This is a genomic window from Parasynechococcus sp., assembly GCF_042954325.1.
Taxonomy (GTDB): Bacteria; Cyanobacteriota; Cyanobacteriia; order PCC-6307; family Cyanobiaceae; genus Parasynechococcus.
The window spans coordinates 1-19,140 of the sequence record NZ_JBGKDS010000019.1 but is presented as its reverse complement, the minus strand read 5'-3'; the positions used below and the strand labels follow the sequence as shown (position 1 = coordinate 19,140).

Annotated in this window: 22 protein-coding genes; 8 read left to right on the top strand and 14 right to left on the bottom strand. The window is 62.0% G+C overall.

Annotated features, from left to right (window positions below; genetic code table 11):
- A partial coding sequence (locus ACGVKB_RS03325) for an MlaD family protein (RefSeq protein ID WP_392349857.1) occupies positions 1-812 on the bottom strand: 812 nt, incomplete at its 3' end.
- A gap of 5 nt (positions 813-817) precedes the next feature.
- Positions 818-1,576 carry an ABC transporter ATP-binding protein gene (locus ACGVKB_RS03320; RefSeq protein WP_392349860.1) on the bottom strand — a complete coding sequence of 253 codons (759 nt, stop codon included), beginning with the start codon at positions 1,574-1,576 and terminating at the stop codon, positions 818-820.
- 150 nt (positions 1,577-1,726) lie between these two features.
- Here ACGVKB_RS03320 and yvcK point away from each other — a divergent pair, with 150 nt between their 5' ends.
- Positions 1,727-3,085, top strand: a complete 1,359-nt coding sequence (gene yvcK / locus ACGVKB_RS03315; protein WP_392349859.1) for a uridine diphosphate-N-acetylglucosamine-binding protein YvcK — start codon at positions 1,727-1,729, stop codon at positions 3,083-3,085.
- Between the two features lie 12 nt (positions 3,086-3,097).
- Here yvcK and ACGVKB_RS03310 read toward each other — a convergent pair whose 3' ends face one another.
- Genes ACGVKB_RS03310 through ACGVKB_RS03300 form a run of 3 tightly spaced genes read right to left on the bottom strand, consistent with a single transcriptional unit; the run spans position 3,098 to position 4,764 of the window.
- Entirely contained in the window at positions 3,098-3,658 is a 561-nt protein-coding gene (locus tag ACGVKB_RS03310; RefSeq protein WP_392349856.1) for an NAD(P)H-quinone oxidoreductase subunit J, read from the bottom strand.
- A complete protein-coding gene (nuoB, locus tag ACGVKB_RS03305) occupies positions 3,655-4,398 on the bottom strand; it encodes an NADH-quinone oxidoreductase subunit NuoB (RefSeq protein WP_392349855.1) in 744 nt (247 codons plus the stop codon). The genes ACGVKB_RS03310 and nuoB overlap by 4 nt, the downstream gene beginning before the upstream one ends.
- Before the next feature lie 3 nt (positions 4,399-4,401).
- The gene (locus ACGVKB_RS03300; protein ID WP_392349854.1) at positions 4,402-4,764 is read right to left on the bottom strand and encodes an NAD(P)H-quinone oxidoreductase subunit 3; all 363 of its coding nucleotides are present in this window, start codon (positions 4,762-4,764) and stop codon (positions 4,402-4,404) included.
- Between the two features lie 84 nt (positions 4,765-4,848).
- Here ACGVKB_RS03300 and ACGVKB_RS03295 point away from each other — a divergent pair, with 84 nt between their 5' ends.
- From ACGVKB_RS03295 to ACGVKB_RS03270, 6 genes are all read left to right on the top strand, one after another.
- A complete protein-coding gene (locus tag ACGVKB_RS03295; protein WP_392349853.1) occupies positions 4,849-5,265 on the top strand; it encodes a rubredoxin in 417 nt (138 codons plus the stop codon).
- 10 nt (positions 5,266-5,275) lie between these two features.
- A complete protein-coding gene (locus tag ACGVKB_RS03290; protein WP_392349852.1) occupies positions 5,276-6,277 on the top strand; it encodes a photosynthesis system II assembly factor Ycf48 in 1,002 nt (333 codons plus the stop codon).
- Between the two features lie 71 nt (positions 6,278-6,348).
- Entirely contained in the window at positions 6,349-6,597 is a 249-nt protein-coding gene (gene psbE, locus ACGVKB_RS03285; RefSeq protein ID WP_115018872.1) for a cytochrome b559 subunit alpha, read from the top strand.
- 4 nt (positions 6,598-6,601) lie between these two features.
- A complete protein-coding gene (psbF, locus tag ACGVKB_RS03280) occupies positions 6,602-6,739 on the top strand; it encodes a cytochrome b559 subunit beta (RefSeq protein WP_392349851.1) in 138 nt (45 codons plus the stop codon).
- Positions 6,740-6,750: 11 nt separating this feature from the next.
- The gene (locus tag ACGVKB_RS03275; RefSeq protein ID WP_392349850.1) at positions 6,751-6,870 is read left to right on the top strand and encodes a photosystem II reaction center protein L; all 120 of its coding nucleotides are present in this window, start codon (positions 6,751-6,753) and stop codon (positions 6,868-6,870) included.
- Between the two features lie 11 nt (positions 6,871-6,881).
- Positions 6,882-7,082, top strand: a complete 201-nt coding sequence (locus ACGVKB_RS03270; RefSeq protein ID WP_392349849.1) for a photosystem II reaction center protein J — start codon at positions 6,882-6,884, stop codon at positions 7,080-7,082.
- A 75-nt stretch (positions 7,083-7,157) separates the two neighbouring features.
- Here ACGVKB_RS03270 and ACGVKB_RS03265 read toward each other — a convergent pair whose 3' ends face one another.
- From ACGVKB_RS03265 to ACGVKB_RS03225, 9 genes are read right to left on the bottom strand one after another with little or no spacing between them, the layout of a single operon-like run.
- Positions 7,158-8,036 (bottom strand): N-acetylmuramoyl-L-alanine amidase, encoded by an 879-nt coding sequence (locus ACGVKB_RS03265; protein WP_392349848.1) that lies wholly within the window; start codon positions 8,034-8,036, stop codon positions 7,158-7,160.
- A gap of 15 nt (positions 8,037-8,051) precedes the next feature.
- Positions 8,052-9,074, bottom strand: coding sequence for an NAD-dependent epimerase (locus tag ACGVKB_RS03260; protein ID WP_392349847.1), 1,023 nt, complete (start codon positions 9,072-9,074; stop codon positions 8,052-8,054).
- On the bottom strand, positions 9,074-10,477 hold the full coding sequence (locus ACGVKB_RS03255) for a nucleotide sugar dehydrogenase (protein WP_392349846.1): 1,404 nt from the start codon (positions 10,475-10,477) through the stop codon (positions 9,074-9,076). Before ACGVKB_RS03255 ends, ACGVKB_RS03260 begins: the two co-directional genes overlap by 1 nt.
- Positions 10,474-11,424 (bottom strand): UDP-glucuronic acid decarboxylase family protein, encoded by a 951-nt coding sequence (locus tag ACGVKB_RS03250; RefSeq protein WP_392349845.1) that lies wholly within the window; start codon positions 11,422-11,424, stop codon positions 10,474-10,476. The genes ACGVKB_RS03255 and ACGVKB_RS03250 overlap by 4 nt, the downstream gene beginning before the upstream one ends.
- 1 nt (position 11,425) lies before the next feature.
- Positions 11,426-12,718, bottom strand: coding sequence for a histidine--tRNA ligase (hisS, locus tag ACGVKB_RS03245; RefSeq protein ID WP_392349844.1), 1,293 nt, complete (start codon positions 12,716-12,718; stop codon positions 11,426-11,428).
- A gap of 31 nt (positions 12,719-12,749) precedes the next feature.
- Entirely contained in the window at positions 12,750-14,000 is a 1,251-nt protein-coding gene (locus tag ACGVKB_RS03240) for a glycosyltransferase family 4 protein (protein ID WP_392349843.1), read from the bottom strand.
- An 11-nt stretch (positions 14,001-14,011) separates the two neighbouring features.
- Positions 14,012-15,214 carry an HlyD family secretion protein gene (locus ACGVKB_RS03235; protein WP_392349842.1) on the bottom strand — a complete coding sequence of 401 codons (1,203 nt, stop codon included), beginning with the start codon at positions 15,212-15,214 and terminating at the stop codon, positions 14,012-14,014.
- A gap of 2 nt (positions 15,215-15,216) precedes the next feature.
- Complete coding sequence (locus tag ACGVKB_RS03230; RefSeq protein WP_392349841.1) at positions 15,217-18,177, bottom strand: type I secretion system permease/ATPase; 2,961 nt, start codon at positions 18,175-18,177, stop codon at positions 15,217-15,219.
- The gene (locus tag ACGVKB_RS03225) at positions 18,174-18,929 is read right to left on the bottom strand and encodes a peptidylprolyl isomerase (protein WP_392349840.1); all 756 of its coding nucleotides are present in this window, start codon (positions 18,927-18,929) and stop codon (positions 18,174-18,176) included. The genes ACGVKB_RS03230 and ACGVKB_RS03225 overlap by 4 nt, the downstream gene beginning before the upstream one ends.
- An 89-nt stretch (positions 18,930-19,018) precedes the next feature.
- Between ACGVKB_RS03225 and ACGVKB_RS03220 the strand changes: the two genes are divergently transcribed.
- On the top strand, positions 19,019-19,140 hold a 122-nt coding region (locus ACGVKB_RS03220), incomplete at its 3' end, for an NAD-dependent epimerase/dehydratase family protein (RefSeq protein ID WP_392349858.1).

Here is a 19,140-nt window from a genome sequence, read left to right as displayed (position 1 = left end):
CCCTTGAGGAAGGTCGGGTCGGAGGTGAGCTTGACCACGTCGCCACCCACCGCATCAATGGTGGCCGTGAGTTCAGCCGCGTTCTTGGCGGTTTGGCGCAAATCGTTGATTGTGTCTGGGTTATCCAACGCCGCGACAATGTTGGTCACGTGCCTCGAGGCCTCCACCGCATTGCCGGTGGCCACCTCCAGGTTGCGCAGCACCGGCTCCACTTTGGTGATCTCCTGCTGGAGCTGAACGATCAACAGCTCAACCTCCTTGGCCGTGGCGTCGATCTGACGGGTTGATTCCGCCAGGCTCGGCACCAAGCCCACCTCCTTGGCCTCCGACAGCAACTGCTGCAGGCTGTCGGTGATGCTGCCGAGGCTCGGTGCATCCGCTCCATCGATCAGAGCGTCATGGCACAACTGAAGGGTGTCCTGACACGCCGCCGACGCAGGATCCGCAGCGTTATCGCCCAAGGGTGTCCCCGCACTGATCAGGGCCACCTGGGCATCCCCGCCCAGCAAGGAACCGGATCCGACCGTGGCGGTCACCGGCAGCGGCAAGCGCAGATCCGCATGGTTGATCTCGAGATCTGCCTCAACCGCCGTTGGCGTCACCCGGATCGCCTTCACCGACCCCACCAGAATGCCCCGGTAGGTGACCGGGGAACGCACGGCAAGGCCGCTGGCATCGGCAAAGCGGACCCTTAACGCCCAATCGCCCGCCCCCAGGCGCACGCCTCGCATCCAGAACAAGGTGGACACAAAGGCAACCACCCCTCCAATCACCGTGAAACCGACAATGGCGTCACGCACGCTGCGTCGCATGGGGTCTAGTGCTCCGCTGGCTGCATGGGTCCGCGCAGGCTACCGGTCCTGAACTGTTCGACATAGGGGTTGTCGGTGCAGCGGAACTCCTCCACCGTTCCCTGCCAATGAAATCGTCCGCCGTAGAGCATCAACACCCGTTCAGCCGAGCGTTCAATCGTGCTGCGCACATGGCTCACCACCACCGAACAGCCCTGAGCCACCGTGGTGGTCTTCACGATCAGATCCTCGATGCGGGTGCAGGCCACAGGATCCAGACCCGCCGTGGGTTCGTCATAGAGCAACAGGGGCATGGCCTGATCCCCGCGGGATGGGTCATCAATCAAGGCCCGGGCAAAGCTCACCCGTTTCTGCATGCCGCCGCTGAGCTCGCCGGGATAGCGATCGGCAACCGCATACAAGCCCACAGCCTCCAGACAAGCCTCCACCCGCTCACGCCGTTCCGCCGCATTGAACCGGCCGCTCTTGCGCAACAGAAAGCCCACGTTCTCCTCCACCGTGAGCGAAGCGAGCAAGGCGGGGTTCTGGAACACCAGCCGCACATCCGGAGGTGCCGTCTGATCAAGCCGCAGATAGGTCTGGGGCCGCCCGAACAGGTGCAACTCACCGGCGGTCGGGAGCAGCAGACCCGCCAGCAAACGCAGCACCGTTGACTTCCCAGCACCCGACGGCCCAACCACCGCCAAGCGCTCCCCAGGCTGCATCGACAGATTCACAGCGTCGAGAACCGGCCGGTCACCCCACTGCACCGTGAGATCACGCATCTCCACCACCGACGGGGTCTGCGGCACAGGCCGGTCCGAAAAACACAAACATCCTGCCGCGACTGCCAGGGCTCCGTACAGTTCTTGGAACGGCAGATCACATCGGCCTTGGCGCCAGCGACCCCGCAGCAACGACGCCAGGCCAAGGTGATGCGGGCGCAGCGACGCCGTGATCTGATGACGCGCTCTACCCGGGCCGTGCGCTGGTTACAGCCGGGATTGGTGGTGAAGCGCTGGCTGCTCACCTCGGGGCTCGGTTTGATGATGGCTCTGCTGGGGGGGGCCGTCTGGGCCGACCTCAAGCCGATTTACTGGATTCTGGAAGCGCTCAGCGGCCTGCTCGGCATCCTCACCACCGTGATGCCACGGGAAGTGACCGGTCCGCTGGTGCTGATCATCGGTATCGGTCTGGTGCTCTGGGGACAGAGCCGCAGCTTCGGGGCGATCCAGCAGGCGCTCGTGCCCGATAAGGACACCGTGCTGATCGATGCCCTTCAGGCCAAGAGCCGGCTGAACCGGGGGCCGAACATCGTTGCCATCGGTGGGGGCACCGGCCTCTCAACCCTGCTCAGTGGCCTCAAGCGCTACAGCAGCCACATCACAGCGATCGTGACCGTCGCCGATGACGGCGGCAGCAGCGGCGTGCTCCGCCGCGAACTGGGCGTGCTCCCGCCAGGCGATATCCGCAATTGCTTGGCGGCGCTCTCCACGGAAGAGCCTCTGCTGACCCGTCTGTTCCAGTACCGCTTTTCCGCCGGCAACGGTCTGGAAGGCCACAGCTTCGGCAACCTCTTTCTCTCCGCCCTGACGGCCATCACCGGCAATCTGGAAACAGCCATCACCGCATCGAGCCGCGTGCTGGCGGTGCAGGGTCAGGTGGTCCCCGCCACCAGTGCGGATGTGCGGCTCTGGGCCGAGCTGGAGAACGGCGAGCGAATCGAAGGCGAAAGCAACATCGGCCATGCACGCAGCCCCATCGTGCGGCTGGGCTGTCTACCCGAACGACCGCCAGCCCTGCCTCGGGCCCTGGAGGCCATCGCCAATGCCGATCTGATCGTGTTGGGGCCTGGCAGCTTGTACACCTCTTTGCTGCCCAACCTCTTGGTGCCGGAACTGGTGGCTGCGATCCAACGCAGTCGCGCCCCCAGGCTCTACATCTGCAATTTGATGACCCAGCCCGGCGAAACCGACGGGCTTGATGTGCGAGGACACATCCGCGCGATCGAAGCTCAGCTCGCCAGCCTTGGCATCCAACAACGGCTCTTCAACGCGGTGCTGGCACAGAACGACCTCACACCATCCCCCCTAGTCGAGCACTACCGCTCCCGTGGTGCCGAACCCGTGATCTGCGATGCCGAAGGACTGCGCCGCGACGGGTACGACATCAGCCAAGCCCCCCTGCAGGGAGCTCGGCCCACAGCCACGCTGCGCCACGATTCACGCAGTCTGGCTCTGGCCGTGATGCGGTTTTATCGCAGTCACCGCCGCGACCAGAGCCATCGCAGCTGAGAGTTCAGCCGATCAGTAGGCGTCCTGCATTTCGTAAAAATCAGGCTGGATGTAGTCCTTGCGCAGGGGCCAGCCTTTCCAGTCTTCCGGCATCAACAGACGCTTGGGATGGGGATGGCCTTCGAAGTGGATCCCGAACATGTCGAAGGTTTCACGCTCCTGCCAATCGGCACCTCGAAAGAGCCCGTAAATCGACGGGATCGTGGGCGTGCCTTCACGGCTGAGTGCAACCTTGAGACGGACTTCCCGCAGCGTTGGCGTCTCACCGGCCTGCATGGCTGCCACTTGTTCTCCCATCGCGAGGAAGTGGTAGAAGCAAACGAGGTCTTTACCGGGGCCTTCGTCGTAACCGCCCTGGCATTGCAGGTAATCAAATCCGTGGCCCTTGAGCGCCGCGGCAATGATGGGCAGCAACTCGGGTTCAACACCCAGCTGCTCCACTCCGACGTGATCGGCTGGCAACACCTTGTGGTCAAAGCCCTGGGTTTTCAACCAGGTGCTCACCGGACCAGGCTGGGGAGCCTGCAGAGCCGCCTCATCATCCGACGGCTTGTTGACAGGGGTCTTGGTCATGACTCGACAGGTTCTGCAACGGGGGTGAGCACAGCGGCGTCAGTGGCCAGGGCCTGACCGGCGGGGGCAGCCGCGAGAGCCGCCCGTTGGGTCTCCGCCCGCAGGTAGGACCCGGTCACCTGCTCCGCGACCCGCTTCATCTGGTGCGAGACCGTGCAATAACGATGGGTCTGCTGATGCTTGCGTCGCTCAGCCAGAGATTCATCACCCACTTTCTTGCGCAGCTTGATCACCGCATCAAAGATCGCTTCAGGTCGAGGGGGACAACCCGGCAGGTAGAGATCAACGGGAATCAACTTGTCCACACCACGCACGGCGGTGGTGGAGTCGGCACTGAACATGCCGCCGGTGATGGTGCAGGCCCCCATCGCGATCACGTACTTCGGCTCTGGCATCTGCTCATACAGGCGCACCAGCGCGGGCGCCATTTTCATCGTCACCGTGCCGGCCACGATCAGCAGGTCGGCCTGACGGGGAGAACTCCGTGGCACCAGACCGAAACGGTCGAAATCGAACCGTGAGCCGATCAATGCGGCAAATTCAATGAAGCAGCAGGCCGTGCCGTACAGAAGTGGCCAGAGGCTGCTGAGTCGAGCCCAGTTGTGAAGGTCATCCAGGCTCGTGAGAATGACGTTCTCACTCAGATCATTGGTGACGGTGGGAGCGCCCACAGGTCCACAGCTGGATTCACGAAGATCGCGAACGGCTGTAATCGATGGTGAAGGGATGGATTCAGGCATGACTCAGCTCCACTCGAGGGCACCCTTGCGCCAGGCATAGGCCAAGGCGACCAGAAGGATGGAAATGAACACCAGCGCTTCGATGAAGGCCAGCAGGCCGAGGCGATGAAACGCCACCGCCCAGGGATAAAGGAACACTGTCTCGACATCGAAGATGACGAAGACCAGCGCGAACATGTAATAACGAATATTGAACTGAATCCAGGCCCCGCCAATGGGCTCCATGCCGGATTCGTAGGTCAGCTGACGCTCACCCGCTCGGCTTTTCGGTGAAACCAGCTTGTTGGTGATCAGCGCCAAGGCTGGAACGGCTGCTGAAATCAGCAGGAATCCCAGAAAGGCGTCGTAACCGGGCAGGGCGAACATGAACGTCCCCGTAGACCGGGCCAGTCTGGCATTCACCGCCAAGAGTTGGCGCCGATAGAGTCGCCCTCGAATGGCAGGTGAGTGTTGAGCGACGAACTCCAGCCCGTTGAAGCGGTGGAGCCGCAGGTCCCTGAGGAGGTTGATCCGCAGGTTCCTGAGGAGGAGGCGGCTGAAGCAGCCACCGACCCACGAACTCACCGCTTCGAGTGCCGCAGCTGCGGCTACGTCTATGACCCCGATGAAGGGGTTAAGAAAGTGGGCATCGAACCCGGCACCGCGTTCGAAGATCTAGACGCCATCAGCTTCCGCTGCCCCGTCTGCCGCAGCAAGGTGGCGGCCTTCCGCGACATCGGTCCGGTGACCAAGGCCAGTGGTTTCGAGGAAAACCTCAATTTCGGTCTTGGCGTGAATCGGATGACGCCCGGACAAAAAAACGTGCTCATCTTCGGCGGCCTGGCCTTGGGCTTCGCCTTCTTCCTCTCCCTTTACTCCCTGCGCTGATCGGAGCCCGATGAAACGCCTGTTGACCCCTTTCCTCAACCTCGTTCTGGTTGCCGTTCTCGGCATCAGCCTCAGCGGATGCGTAACCACGCACCTGCCGACGGCCACCGCCAGCCCGTGGGAAGCCCAATCCCTCGAGACCCAGGGCAACCCCCTGGACATCGCCTTCACCGATGCCTCCCACGGTTTTCTGGTCGGTAGCAACCGGATGATCCAGGAGACCAACGATGGTGGCGCCAGCTGGGATCAGCGCAGCCTTGACCTTCCCGATGAAGAGAACTTCCGCCTGATCAGCATCGACTTTCAGGGCGATGAAGGCTGGATCGCAGGGCAACCCGGACTGCTGATGCACACCACCGATGGTGGGCAGAACTGGACCCGCCTGTTCCTCGACACCAAACTCCCCGGCGAGCCCTATCTGATCAACGCCCAGGGCAAGAATTCAGCGGAACTGGCCACCAACGTCGGTGCGGTCTACAGCACCACCGATGGCGGCAGCAGCTGGGAAGCGAAGGTGACCGATGCCGCCGGCGCGGTGCGCGACCTTCGCCGCAGCGAGGACGGCAGCTACGTCAGCGTGAGCAGCCTCGGCAACTTCTACGCCACCTGGGAACCTGGCGATTCGGTCTGGCAAGTGCATCAACGGGTCAGCAGCCAGCGCCTGCAGAGCATTGGCTACCAGCCCGACGGCAAACTCTGGATGGTCGCCAGGGGCGCTCAAATCCGCCTCAATGATCAAGCCGGCGACGTTGACAGCTGGGGCAAGGCCATCATTCCGATCACCAATGGCTACGGCTACATGGATATGGCCTGGGATGCCGAGGGCGGCATTTGGACCTGCGGCGGCAATGGCACTCTTCTGGTGAGCCATGACGGCGGCGACAGCTGGGAGATCGATCCAGTCGGCGACCAGCAGCCCAGCAACTTCACCCGGATGATCTTCGACCAGGAGCACGCTTTCGTCCTGGGCGAGCGTGGAAATCTGCTGCGTTGGATCGGCAACGCTGTGTAACCGAGAGAGTTCAGCAACCGCGGCGATCCGGTCTCACGCCTTAGGATCGCCGAGCTGATACGCCCGAAGCCATGGCCGCAGGCTCTACCGGGGAACGACCGTTCTTCGAGATCATCACCAGCATCCGTTACTGGGTGATCCACGCCGTGACCCTGCCGGCGATCTTTCTTGCAGGATTCCTGTTCGTGTCCACAGGCCTGGCGTACGACGCCTTTGGCACACCACGGCCCGATGCCTATTTCCAGGCATCTGAGTCCAAAGCTCCCGTGGTGAGCCAGCGCTACGAAGGCAAGTCCCAGCTCGATGTGCGCCTGAAGTAACGCCATGACACAGACACCCGTCTCCACAACACCGCGTAATTACCCGATTTTCACGGTGCGCTGGCTGGCTCTTCACACCCTCGGCGTGCCGACGGTGTTCTTCCTTGGAGCTCTGGCAGCGATGCAGTTCATCCGCCGCTGATCTCTAGAACCATGGAACGCAACGACAACCCCAACAACCTGCCGGTTGAACTGAATCGCACCAGTCTCTATCTGGGATTGCTGTTCGTCTTCGTGACGGGAGTTCTGTTCTCCAGCTACTTCTTTAACTGAGGGTCTGAACCATGAGCAGCAAGAAGTCTCTCTACCCCGACGGCCGAATTCCCGACCGTCTGCCCGATGGACGCCCGGCCGTGCCCTGGCGCTCCCGTTGGACTGAAGGTGTTCTTCCCCTCTGGTTGGTTGCAACCGCCGGTGGGATGGCCGTTCTGTTCGTTGTGGGCCTGTTCTTTTACGGCGCCTACACCGGTGTGGGTTCCGCCTGATCAGCTGATTCAATTCTCGATCCTTCTCAACCCGGCCGACAGCCGGGTTTTTTTGTTGGCCGCCCCTCTCACGGCTCAACCACCACGACGTTCCCCAAGCGCCAATGGGTTGAACTGCAAGGAAATGCCGAACTCTTCGGCGAACTCCACGACGCGGCACCAAACCCGTTCCTCCCGGAGGATGCCGAGCAACATGACCGGAGCATCGCCACTCTGGAGTGTGATCTCCACCAAGGGCCAGCCGACATCAGCCTGCACGGCGTCATCACGAAAGGTGGGCACAACATCCCGTGCACCCACGAGAAGCCTCCGCTGAGCGGCATCCCAGCTGTAGGCAAGTTCATAGCGATCCAACAGCTCAGCGGCCGGTGCCCAGGAGCGCCCCTGGGCATCAATCACCACAATGAACTCCTGGCCGCGCACTTGAATCCTGGTGCTGCCGCGAAAGGCGAGCGGAGGGTGCTGCATGGGCTCACGCATCCGTTGACGAATCCGTTCGCGGAGCTGATCCCCTCCATCGGTGGAACCATCGCGCTCAAGCTGCAGAAAATCCCAGCGCTCTCCGGTGCCGCCCCAGATCACAGGGCCGTAATTGTCATGCATCGGCCGGCCATCACGGTTCGAGGCCGCTTCCGCATGGGTCATCACCCGCTCCACGCTGACCTGCTCAGCCAGAAGCCCCCATCGCGTCAGGAGCGTGGCCGCTTCGTTGCAGAGCCCCTCCAGTTGCGACGCGGTGGGCGGCTGCAACCAGGGATCGGGCTGGCCTCCCATGCAGGCGCAGGCAAGCGCCACACTGTTGCTGTTCCGCCGCCAGGTGTGAGCCGCGAGGTCAATGCTGTAATCGTGCAGTCGATGGATGCGTCCATCGCCGCCGATGATCGCGTGATAGTGACCGGGCCGGATCCAGTCGTACCCAGTTGCGGTCCAATGCAGATACAGGATTGAGGCCAACGGCCACGACGCCATCTAGACCGCGTTGTAGCGGCGATACCAAGCAGCGAATCGCTCCACACCCTGTTCAATCGGCGTCGCAGGCCGGAAGCCAACCCAGGCCTCCAAGGCCGCGGTATCCGCAGCGGTCGCCACCACATCGCCGGGCTGCATCGGCTGGAAGTCCTTGATCGCCTCTCGGCCCAGGGCGTCTTCCATGACAGCAATGAAGCGAAGCAGCTCCGTCGGTTGGCTGTTGCCGATGTTGAACACCCGGTGGGGTGCCGCCGCCGTCGCCGGATCGGGCTGGAGCGGATCAAAGTCAGCGTTGGCGGTGGCGGGCTTGTCACAGCAACGCAGCACCCCCTCAACGATGTCGTCGATGTAGGTGAAATCCCGCTGCATCCGGCCGTGGTTGAACACCTTGATCGGCTCACCGGCCAGGATGGCTCGGGCGAACAGCATCGGGGCCATGTCCGGGCGTCCCCAGGGGCCATAGACGGTGAAAAAACGCAGCCCCGTCGCCGGCAGCCCGTAGAGATGGCTGTAGGTGTGCGCCATCAACTCGTTGGCTTTCTTGCTGGCGGCGTAGAGGCTCACCGGGTGATTGACCGGCTGACGCTCGTGGAAGGGCAGGTTGCGGTTGCCGCCATAGACAGAACTACTGGAGGCGTAGACGAGGTTGCCCACGCCGTGGTGCCGACATCCCTCCAGGATGTGGCCGAAACCCACCAGATTGCTCTGGATGTAGGCCGCAGGATTCTCCAGCGAATAACGCACACCGGCTTGCGCGGCCAGATTCACCACCACATCCGGTCGTTCCTCAGCAAACAGAGCCGCCAGGGCGTCACCGTCCTCCAGGGAGATCCGCTCGAAGCGCCAGGAACCGGACGCCTGCATCGCGTCAATCTCTGCCAGGCGTGCTTGCTTGAGCGCCGGGTCGTAATAGCTGTTGAGGTTGTCGAGTCCGACCACCCGATCGCCCCGTTGCAGCAGCCGTTGGCTGAGGGCCGCACCGATGAAGCCGGCGGCACCGGTGACCAGAACCGTGCGCGCCATCAAGCTTCGCCGTCACCCACCCGCCAGAGACTGAGCCCGGCGGCCTTCACCTGCTCGGGATCAGCCACGGCACGGGCATCAAACAACCAGGCCGGACGCCGCATCCGAGCCCCCAGGTCGGCCCAATTCAGGCTGCGGTAGTGCGTCCATTCGGTGAGGATCAGCACGGCGTCGGCTCCAGCCACCGCCTGCTCGATTCCGTCGGCCATGGCCCAGCTGCCGGTGCCGCTGAGGGCATCGGCCTGGGGGACCGCCTCCAGCTGAAGATCCCGTGCGATCTGCCCGGGATCCACCTTGGGGTCGTGGATCGCCAGTTGGGCCCCTTCTTCCAAGAGGTCGCGGCAGATCCGGATCGCTGGCGCTTCGCGGGTGTCGTTGGTGTCGGCCTTGAAGGCAAACCCGAGCACCGCCAACCGCTTGCCCGTCACCGTGCCGAACAGCTTCTCCACCACCAGACGGGAGATGCGGTGCTGCTGCCAGGTGTTCAGAGCCACGACGCTCTCCCAATAATCCGCCACCTCCGGCAAGCCGAAATGCCGGCAGAGATACACCAGGTTGAGGATGTCCTTCTGGAAGCAGCTGCCGCCGAAGCCCGGCCCGGCCTGGAGAAATTTGGGGCCGATGCGGCTGTCGGTGCCGATCGCCCGGGCCACCTCGCGCACATCCGCACCGGAGGCTTCACAGAAGGCCGCAATCGAATTGATCGAACTGATCCGCTGCGCCAGGAAGGCATTGGCGGTGAGCTTGGAGAGCTCACTGCTCCAGAGGTTGGTGCGCAGAATCCGCTCCGCCGGCACCCAATGGCCGTAGATCTCGGCAAGCGCCTCGATGGAGCCGGCATCCTCCCCACCGATCAGCACCCTGTCGGGAGCCTCGAGATCGCCGATGGCGGTTCCTTCCGCCAGAAATTCGGGGTTGGACAGCACCGAGAAACTGCGGTCACGGTCGTCCTGCTGCGCCGCCTCCAGGATCGTCTTGATCGCCGCCGCTGTGCGGACGGGCAAGGTGCTTTTCTCCACCACGATCGTGTGCCCGGTGGCCGCCTGGGCCACGGTGCGCGCACAGGCCTCGACCCAGCGCAGGTCGCTGGCCTGGCCAGCCCCGAGTCCCTTGGTCTTGGTGGGGGTATTCACCGAGATGAACACCATGTCCGCCGCAGCAATCGCCTGCTCCACCGCGGTGGAAAACCGCAAGTTCCGGCCGCGAGCGCGGCCCACCACCGCATCGAGACCGGGCTCATAGACCGGCAATCGGCTGAGATCCGCGTCATTCCAGGCATCGATGCGCGCCTGGTTGAGGTCCACCACCGTGACCTCGATCTCAGGGCAGCGATCGGCGATCACCGCCATCGTCGGTCCACCGACGTATCCCGCGCCGATACAGCAGATGCGTTGGACCGTCACAACCCCGAGGCTCCCTCTAATGCGAGGACCTTACGTAAGGAATCAATCGTGGCGTCCAATCCCTGCTCCAGTGCAACGGTCGGCTGCCATCCCAGCTGCTGCAAGGCCAGATCAATCAACGGACGACGCTGGCGGGGGTCGTCGTCAGGCAAGGGCTGTTCCACCAGCCTCAACTGCGGATTGATGCGGACCCGCACCTGCTCCGCCAATGCTCGAATCGTGAACTCATCCGGATTGCCAAGATTGATCGGACCGGTGTGCTGGCCGTTCATCAGCCGAATCAGCCCCTCGATCAGATCGCTCACGTAACAGAACGAGCGGGTCTGCGAACCGTCGCCGTAAAGGGTCAGATCCTGCCCCCGCAGCGCCTGCACGATGAAATTGCTGATCACCCGACCATCGTCGGGAAGCATCCGCGGGCCATAGGTGTTGAAAATCCTGGCCACCCGGACCTCCACCGCATTCATGCGCTGGTAGTCAAAGCAAAGGGTTTCAGCGATGCGCTTGCCTTCGTCGTAGCAGCTCCGAATCCCGATCGGATTGACGGCACCGCGGTAGCTCTCTGGCTGGGGGTGCACCTCAGGATCGCCGTAGACCTCACTGGTGCTGGCCAGCAGCAGACGGGCACCGACCCGGCGAGCCAGGCCCAGCATGTTGTAGGTGCCGAGAAAGCTGGTTTTCGCCGTCTTCACCGGATTGAACTGGTAGTGAATCGGCGACGCCGGACAGGCCAGATGCCAGATCCGATCGACCTCAAGCTTGATCGGCTCGGTCACATCGTGACGGATCAACTCGAAGCGGGCATGGCCCAGCCAGCGGGCGATGTTGCGCTTGCGGCCCGTGAAGTAGTTGTCAAGGCAAATCACCTCTTCACCGGCCTCCATCAGGCGGTCCACCAGATGGGAGCCGAGGAAGCCCGCACCGCCCGTAACCAGGTTGATCGCCATCTCAGCTGGACCGCAGCGTGTCCACAATCGCGGAGATCTCCGACAGCGCAACGCTCTGCTCCTGTGGCTCCCCCTGCAGACGTTTCAGCCGCACGACGCCCTGGTCGACCTCATCGTCGCCAAGAACCAGGGCCCATCCGGCGCCACAGCGATCCGCGCGCTTGAACTGCTTGCCGAAGGCGGCACCGCTGTCATCGAGTTCGATCGCCAAATCGGCACGGCGCAGGGCCCGTGCAAGGCCCAGGGCCGCGACCGCAGCACGCTCGCCGCGGTTCACCACGTAGCCAGCCGGAGCTGTCACAGCGGTCAACCGTGCTGCGCGGCCCGCCGGATCGGCGCTGGCCGCAGCCTCCAGCACCAGCAGCAGCCGTTCCATCCCCAGGGCCCAGCCCACTGCGGGGGTCGGCGGTCCACCCAACTGACCCACCAGACCGTCGTAACGCCCACCTCCGCACACCGTCGCCTGCGCACCGAGCTGGTCACTGGTGATTTCAAAGGCGGTGTGGCTGTAGTAGTCCAGGCCGCGCACCAAACGAGGGTTGAGTCGATAGGGGATTCCCAGCGCAGACAAGCCGCTCTGAACCTGCTCGAAGCGCTCCCGGCTCTCCGGGCTGAGGGCATCGGCCAGGGTGGGGGCTTGCTCCAGCAGGGCCTGGGTGGCCTTGTTCTTGGAGTCGAGGATGCGCAGCGGATTGCTGCTCAGCCGGGAGCGGGAATCCTCATCCAAGCCATCCACCCGTTCCTCCAACCAAGCGACCAAGGCGGCGCGGTAAGCCTGCCGATCCTCCGTGGAGCCGAGGCTGTTGAGTTCAAGTTCGAGGCCACCGATGCCCAGCGCCTCGAGCAGATCCCAGGCCAGCGCAATCACCTCCACATCACTGCGCGCACTCGAGGCACCCAGCCACTCCACCCCGATCTGATGGAACTGCCGCTGACGACCAGCCTGCGGTCGCTCATAGCGGAACATCGGACCCGCGTACCAAAGCTTTTGCGCGCCCTGGCTCAGCAATCCATGCTGAATGGCCGCGCGGACAACCGAGGCCGTCCCCTCCGGTCGCAGGGTGCAGGAGCGCTCCCCACGATCCAAGAAGCTGTACATCTCCTTGCCCACAACATCGGTGGCCTCCCCGATGCCCCGGCAGAACAGATCCGTGCTCTCCAGCAGCGGCGTGCGGATTTCACCAAAACCGGAGCGCTGAAACTGAGCCCGCGCCACCGCCTCCACCGCCTGCCAGCGCTGCAGGGTGGCTGGCAGCAGATCAACCATGCCTCTCAGGCACTGCAACTGGGACACAACACGCGCTCGGAGCCGGGTCAGTCTGCCGTCAAGCGCCGACGCTGCCGCTGGCGACGAGATCCATCAGGGCCAGCTGACGGCTGACACAGGTGTTGATGTCGTAATGCTGTTCCACGCTCCGACGGGCTGCTTCGCCAAAGGTGCGCGCCCGATCGCGGTCATGGATCAACTCAGCCACGGCTTCAGCCAGTGCATCCGGAGCAAAGAAATCCACCAGGAGGCCGTTCTCACCATCACGGATCACCTCACGCACCGGAGCGGTGTCGGAGCCAACGACGGCACAGCCACAGCCCATGGCCTCCAACAGGCTCCAACTCATCACAAAGGGATAGGTGAGATACACGTGACAAGCACTGAGCTGCAACAGCGGAATGAACTGCGCGTAGGGGAGGGTGCCGGTGAAATGCACCCGCGACGGGTCGTACTGCCCGTCGATCTCCGCCAGGAAGCGGTCCTTCCATTCGCCTTCAGGACATTCGGCCCCATAGCTCACACCTTTGAGGTCACCGACCACAACCAGGCGTGCATCTGGACAGCGGCGCTGCAATTCCGGGATGGCCCGAATGAACGTGTGGCAACCGCGGTACGGCTCGAGACGACGGTTGACGAACGTGATCGTCTGATCCCCGGCACAAAGCTCCGTGCCATCCGGAAGGGTGAGTGGAGCCGGAGCGGGATTCGGCTTCGCCAGGGTGAGATCGATCCCATCGTGGATCACACTGATTTTCTGACGCCAAGGCTCAGGGAAACTGCTGGCCTGAAAATGCGTCGGTGAAATATTCCAGGTGGCCTGCTCAAGTGTCAGATAGAGATAGGCATTTTTCATCAGCAACCGTGCCTGACGCTGCCAGGCCCGATCGCCATCGAACTCGGGATCAAAGCCTGAATCGAACCCGACTTCGTTGTAAAAAAATTCCTGATAACAAAGCATCGGCGTATCAGGCCAAACCGTCCGCAGGAACAAGGCTTCGCCCCAACCCGGATGGGCACAGATCAAATCCGGAGTGAAGCCCTTGGCCTTGAGTTGATCAGCGGCTTTCGCGCAGGCCTCACCACGGATCATCTTGGTTTCTGTTTCCAGAATCAAAGGATGAATCCCTGGTGTATTGCCTCGATCCGGGCGATAGCGGAAGTGCTGCAGCTCTTGAGGAAGCGGACGATCCTGATCGAGAGGATTAATCCCGAGGGCGACCAGCTGATGACCACCCATCCGGGCCAGACGTTGCACGATGTGCAGGTATTGGCCAGGAAAGTTCTGGTGAACAAACAGCAATTTCATGGCTTCGCCAATCAGATGCGCTGAAGCGACTCAGCACGGTCCTGGAATTCACCCAACAGCAGTTGCAGATAAGAAACTTTCCGCAATTTGATATTCGCCGTCAGGCTCATGCCCACCTGAAGATTCAGCTTTTCGCCACTGCGCAGGGAGAGTTGCTGGGAATCAAGGGCGATCGTGACCGGAAAACTGAGTTGCTCGCGCTGTTCCATCTGATCGGGCGGCAAGGCATCGGAACTGATCTTGGTCACCCTGCCCTGGATCACACCGAAGTCCGTCGCCGGAAAGGAGTCAATGCTGATGTCGGCCACCATGCATCGCTCGGGCTCTTCCGGGCAGCCTTGGGGCACGGTAACGAAACCGATCTTGTTGCTCGGCACTTCGACCTTGGCCTCAAAAGTCCCGAGAGGGACCACCTTCATCACGGTCTCGGTGGACTGGGCGGTGTACCCGGATGATGTCGGCTTGAGGTCGAACACCACGCCATCCACAGGGGATGTCAAGGTCTGATAACGCAGGGTGACGCGATTTTCCGCCAGACGTCCGCGCAGATCCGCGAGTTGTGCCCGCAAATCCGCCATCTGCTGGTCCAGCAACGACTCCTGTCGATAACGATCTTGGCGCTGTTGGAGAAGCCGTCCTCGGGTCTCTTCCACATCATTGCGCTGTTGAAGCAACTGCAACATCGGAGAAGCGCCCTGCTCGACCAACTCTTCATAGGCCTCCAACATGGTTTCAGCGAGGACGAGATTCTTCTCAAGCATCACCACTTCCTCCTGATTCATCAGCAGATAGCTCTGCTTTTCCTTCTCCTTGAGCTGCAGCTGCTGTTGGGTCAGAGCCATGGTCTTCTCGAGGCTCTTGCGCTGCTCCTCACTGGCCTCGGTATCCAGCCGCATCAGCACGTCTCCCGCGGAGACCCGCTGTCCTTCCTTGACCAGAATCTCCTCGGCCACGCCGCCCACGGGCATCTGAATGTCCTTCACCGAGCCGATCGGCTCCAACTTTCCAGAGGCGACAACAATTTCCTCGGTGCGGGCCAAGGCCAGCCAAGCCACACCAAACACGGTGGTACCGATCAAGGTCCAGGTGACGGTCCGCATCCAGAAGCGCCCCTGCTGGAGCACGGACTCGTCGTACTTGACCAGAGCCGATGACTCCTGTTCAGCAGCCGGGGAAACCGCAGCCCAGAGTTTTTTCAGTGGATTGAGTTTCATCGTTAGTTGCTGTCCTGCTGGCGGTAAAGGGCGTAATAACGGCCGCGATGTTGCATCAATTGGTCGTGGGTTCCAACCTCGACCACAGCACCCTGATGAAGCATCACGATCAGATCGGCCTGCCGAATCGTGGAGAGGCGGTGGGTAATAAAGAAGACGGTCTGGTCGTTGAGGTTTTCCAGCAGGTTGTCGCAGACCTTGCGTTCGGTCTCGTAATCCAAGGCACTGGTGGCTTCGTCCATCACCAGCAATTTCGGATTGCTGAGCAAGGTGCGCGCGATGGCCACCCGCTGGCGTTGTCCACCACTCAGCGCAGCGCCGCGTTCGCCAACCGGTGTGCTGTAGCCACTGGGCAAGTCCATGATGAAGTCATGGGCATTGGCCAGACGTGCCGCCCGAATGATCTCCTCACTGGACGCTTCTGGATTGGTGAGAGCGATGTTTTCGCTGACCGTTCCGCTGAACAGCAGGGGATCCTGGGGGACGATGCCGATCTGGCGACGCAGTGAATAAAGCTCAACCTTGGCGATGTCGTAGCCGTCGATCAAAATCCGACCTTCGCCAGGCTCATACAGCCGTGGCAACAGCTTCATCAAGGTGCTTTTGCCGCTGCCGCTCTGGCCGACGATGCCGACGAAGGTGCCAGAGGGAATCTCCAGATTCACATCCTTCAGCACCTCGGGCTGGCCTGGGCGGAAGCGGAACGAGAGATTCTCAAAGGCAACGGTTCCTTGGAGAGGAGGCAGCATCACCTTGGATTTGTCGACCTCATCGGATTCCTCCGGCGTGTCGATCACATCAGCAAGGCGCTCAAAGCTGACACGCAACTCCTGGATGTTCTGCCAGATCGTTGACAGCCTCAACAGGGGCTGGGTGACATATCCGGAGATGATCCGGAAGGCGATCAACTGGCCCAAGGTGAGGTCACCCTTCAAGACCAGCGAGGCACCGATCCAAAGCACCATCAACTGGGAGATCTTCTGCAGCACCTGACTGGTTTGCGTCAGGGCTGTGCCGGTGATGGTTTTTTCGAAGGTCTTGGCGATGTAGGCGGAATAGAACTCCTGCCAACGCCAACGACTGACCATCTCCACGTTCTGTGCCTTCACCGTCTGAATGCCGGTGAGGACCTCCACCAGATGGCTTTGGGTCTTGGCGTTCTCTTCCGCAGCGGCACGGAACTGACGGCGGAACAACGGTGCACCGAGCACGGTGAGGCCGACCTGGATCGGCAACACCGACAGCGCAATCAGCGTGAGCAGCCAGCTGTAGACCACCATCACCATGATGTAAATCACAGAAAAGGCGGCATCGAGAATGGTGGTGAGCGCCTGACCCGTCAGGAAGTTGCGGATCTTCTCGAGCTCAGCCACCCGGGTTCCCAATTCACCGACCGGACGGCGGTCGAAGTAACCGAGGGGAAGGCGCAGGAGGTGATCGATCACCTCGGCCCCGAGGCGCTGGTCGATCCGGTTCGTTGTTTCAGCGAACAGGAAGGTCTTCAAGCTGCCGAGCACACCCTCAAGGATTGTCACCACCACCAGGGCGATCCCCAGAACCTGCAGGGTGTCCAGACTGCGTTGGCTGATCACCTTGTCGATGATCACCTGGATCAACAACGGGTTGGCCAGAGTGAACAGCTGGACGACGAAACTGGCCGCGAGCACCTGGGTCAGGACCCCGCGGTAACGCTTCAAGGCCGGCCAGAACCAACCCGGACCGAATTTTTGATCCGGCGTGGCATTGGAGCGTTCCATCAACAGCAGCTCAATGCCCTCAGGAAAACTCTCCTCGAGATCGTCCGGACTGAGGCTGACCATGCCCGCACCCGGTGAGGCGAGCTTGAGTCCACGCTCATTGCTGGCCACCACCAGGGCAAAACCACCAGCCCAAGGAACCATCGACGGAACCTGGAGCCGTGTCCCGGCCGCCGCCGGAACCTTGGCCGCCATCACATGCAGGCCCAAGCTGGCCGCCAACTGTCCGCAAAGCTGGAGATTGGGAGTCAGGCCCCGGCGCAGGTTGTCCTGCAAAACCTTCTCGATCGAGTCGCGGCGGAAGGGCAGCTTCAACAACTGCGCCAACATCTGGAAACAAGCCAGCGTCTCCTGCAGCGGACCTTCGCCGCGGATCAGCCGCAAACTATCGACGACATTGCGTTCCGGGCTGTACTGACTCACCGGGGGGAGAGCCTCCGCATCGGTGACCTCACCGAAGGCCAGCAAACCGTTGTCCTCGGCGGCCCCCTCCTCGACGACCTCCGTGGGAACCAAGGCAACGGACGCCTGAACCTCGTCCAGGAACTCCTGGGACAGAGCGATCAGACGGGGGGTGAAGGGCTGCCCCGCGGGACACTCGTCCGCGCTGCGAATCGTTCGGCCGATCGCTTGATCAGCTGCATTGGAGCTGAGAAAAATCGTCTTCCCCGACGCCAACACGGCATCGATCGCCTCCTGTTCCGGTGCACAGTGGGCCGCAGCGGCCAGACCGTGCTCCAGCAGCTGAACGGGGGACGTCGTGGAGTCGGGACTGTTCTGCCGCAGCGCTTCGATCAGCTGCAGCAGTTCCTGGGGCCAGATCTGACGGTCACACCATTGCCGAAAGCTGGGTTCAGAGGCGTAAAGCTGCGTCCACACCTCATCGGACACAGCACAGGCCGTCGTCTCCTGGGAGGCCACCACGTTTTCGCAGGCCTGACCGCAGAGCAAACTCGCGGCTCCGATCACACTGCCGGGGCCGAACTTGCCGACCGTGGTGAGTCGTCCGTGATGCCTGGACACCAGGCGGGCCTGACCCTGCAGAAGAATCAGGATGTTGGCGGGAATCGATTCAGGGGCAGCCATCTGCTGACCCAGCTCAAAACGCAGCACCCGTGTGGACTGCTGCAGGAGTTGGGCTCCTTCAGAACTGAGCTCTTGAAATGCTGGATGCCTCAGAAGAGGGAACGGCGGAGACTGCGTCATCGCTGGGCTTGATCCTCGGAGCTTCCGCTGAGCTGGCTCAAGTTACTGGTGGTGCGTTCCGCGATCCACTCATCGAACATCTCCTTGCACATTTGATCGGAGACCTCATCGGTAAATGTGGCCGGGGAATAACGCTCCAGGCGAACCACCAACCACCAATCGGAAATCCGAAAGGGCTCCTGCAACACCCCGGGCTTGGACACCCGCAACTTTTCCACCAACGCCGGATGGGCCTGGGTCAGCGCCACCGGGCCGACGATGCCGTTGGTGTTCCGCTCAGGCCCTTCGGCATAGCGCTTGGCCAGATCAGCGAAGTTGGATTCGCCGGACTCGATCTGCAGATACAACTCCTGAGCCAGAAAACGGCTTTTCAGGCGCAAGAGGCTGTACACAACCTGATCCAGCTCGTTCTTGCGCTGCAGGAAACGGGCTTCGGCCTTCGGCGCGAACTGCTCACGCATGGTGGCCTTCAATTTCATGCCACGACTGATCTGGTCGAGAACGACCTCTTCCGGGTGACCCAGTTGCTTGAGGACCTCAGGCCACTGCTCGAGGGACTCGTAACCGCGCTCCTTCACCAGGGCCAACTTGGCCTGATCGATCGACGCTTGGTCCAACGCCGTTTCCGCGATGGCCTCACAGATCACCATCTGCTGGACCAACGGCGTGAGCAATTTGTGGCGCTGGAGCAGGTCGCGGCCCTCGGGGCCGATCACCCGTTTGAGTTCAGCCATTGAATCGTCGGTAGCCACGTCCCCGTCCAGCAATCGCTTAAGGAGACCACGTCAAAAGCGGATTCGCCAACCTCCAGCAGAATTACAACCATCGGCAGACCATCTCCATGGGGCATCGCTTCCTGATCACCGGCGGTGCTGGATTCATCGGTAGTCACACCGCTCTGGTGCTGATGGAACAGGGCCATTCCCTCCTGGTGCTGGACAACTTCGACAACAGCAGCCCCGA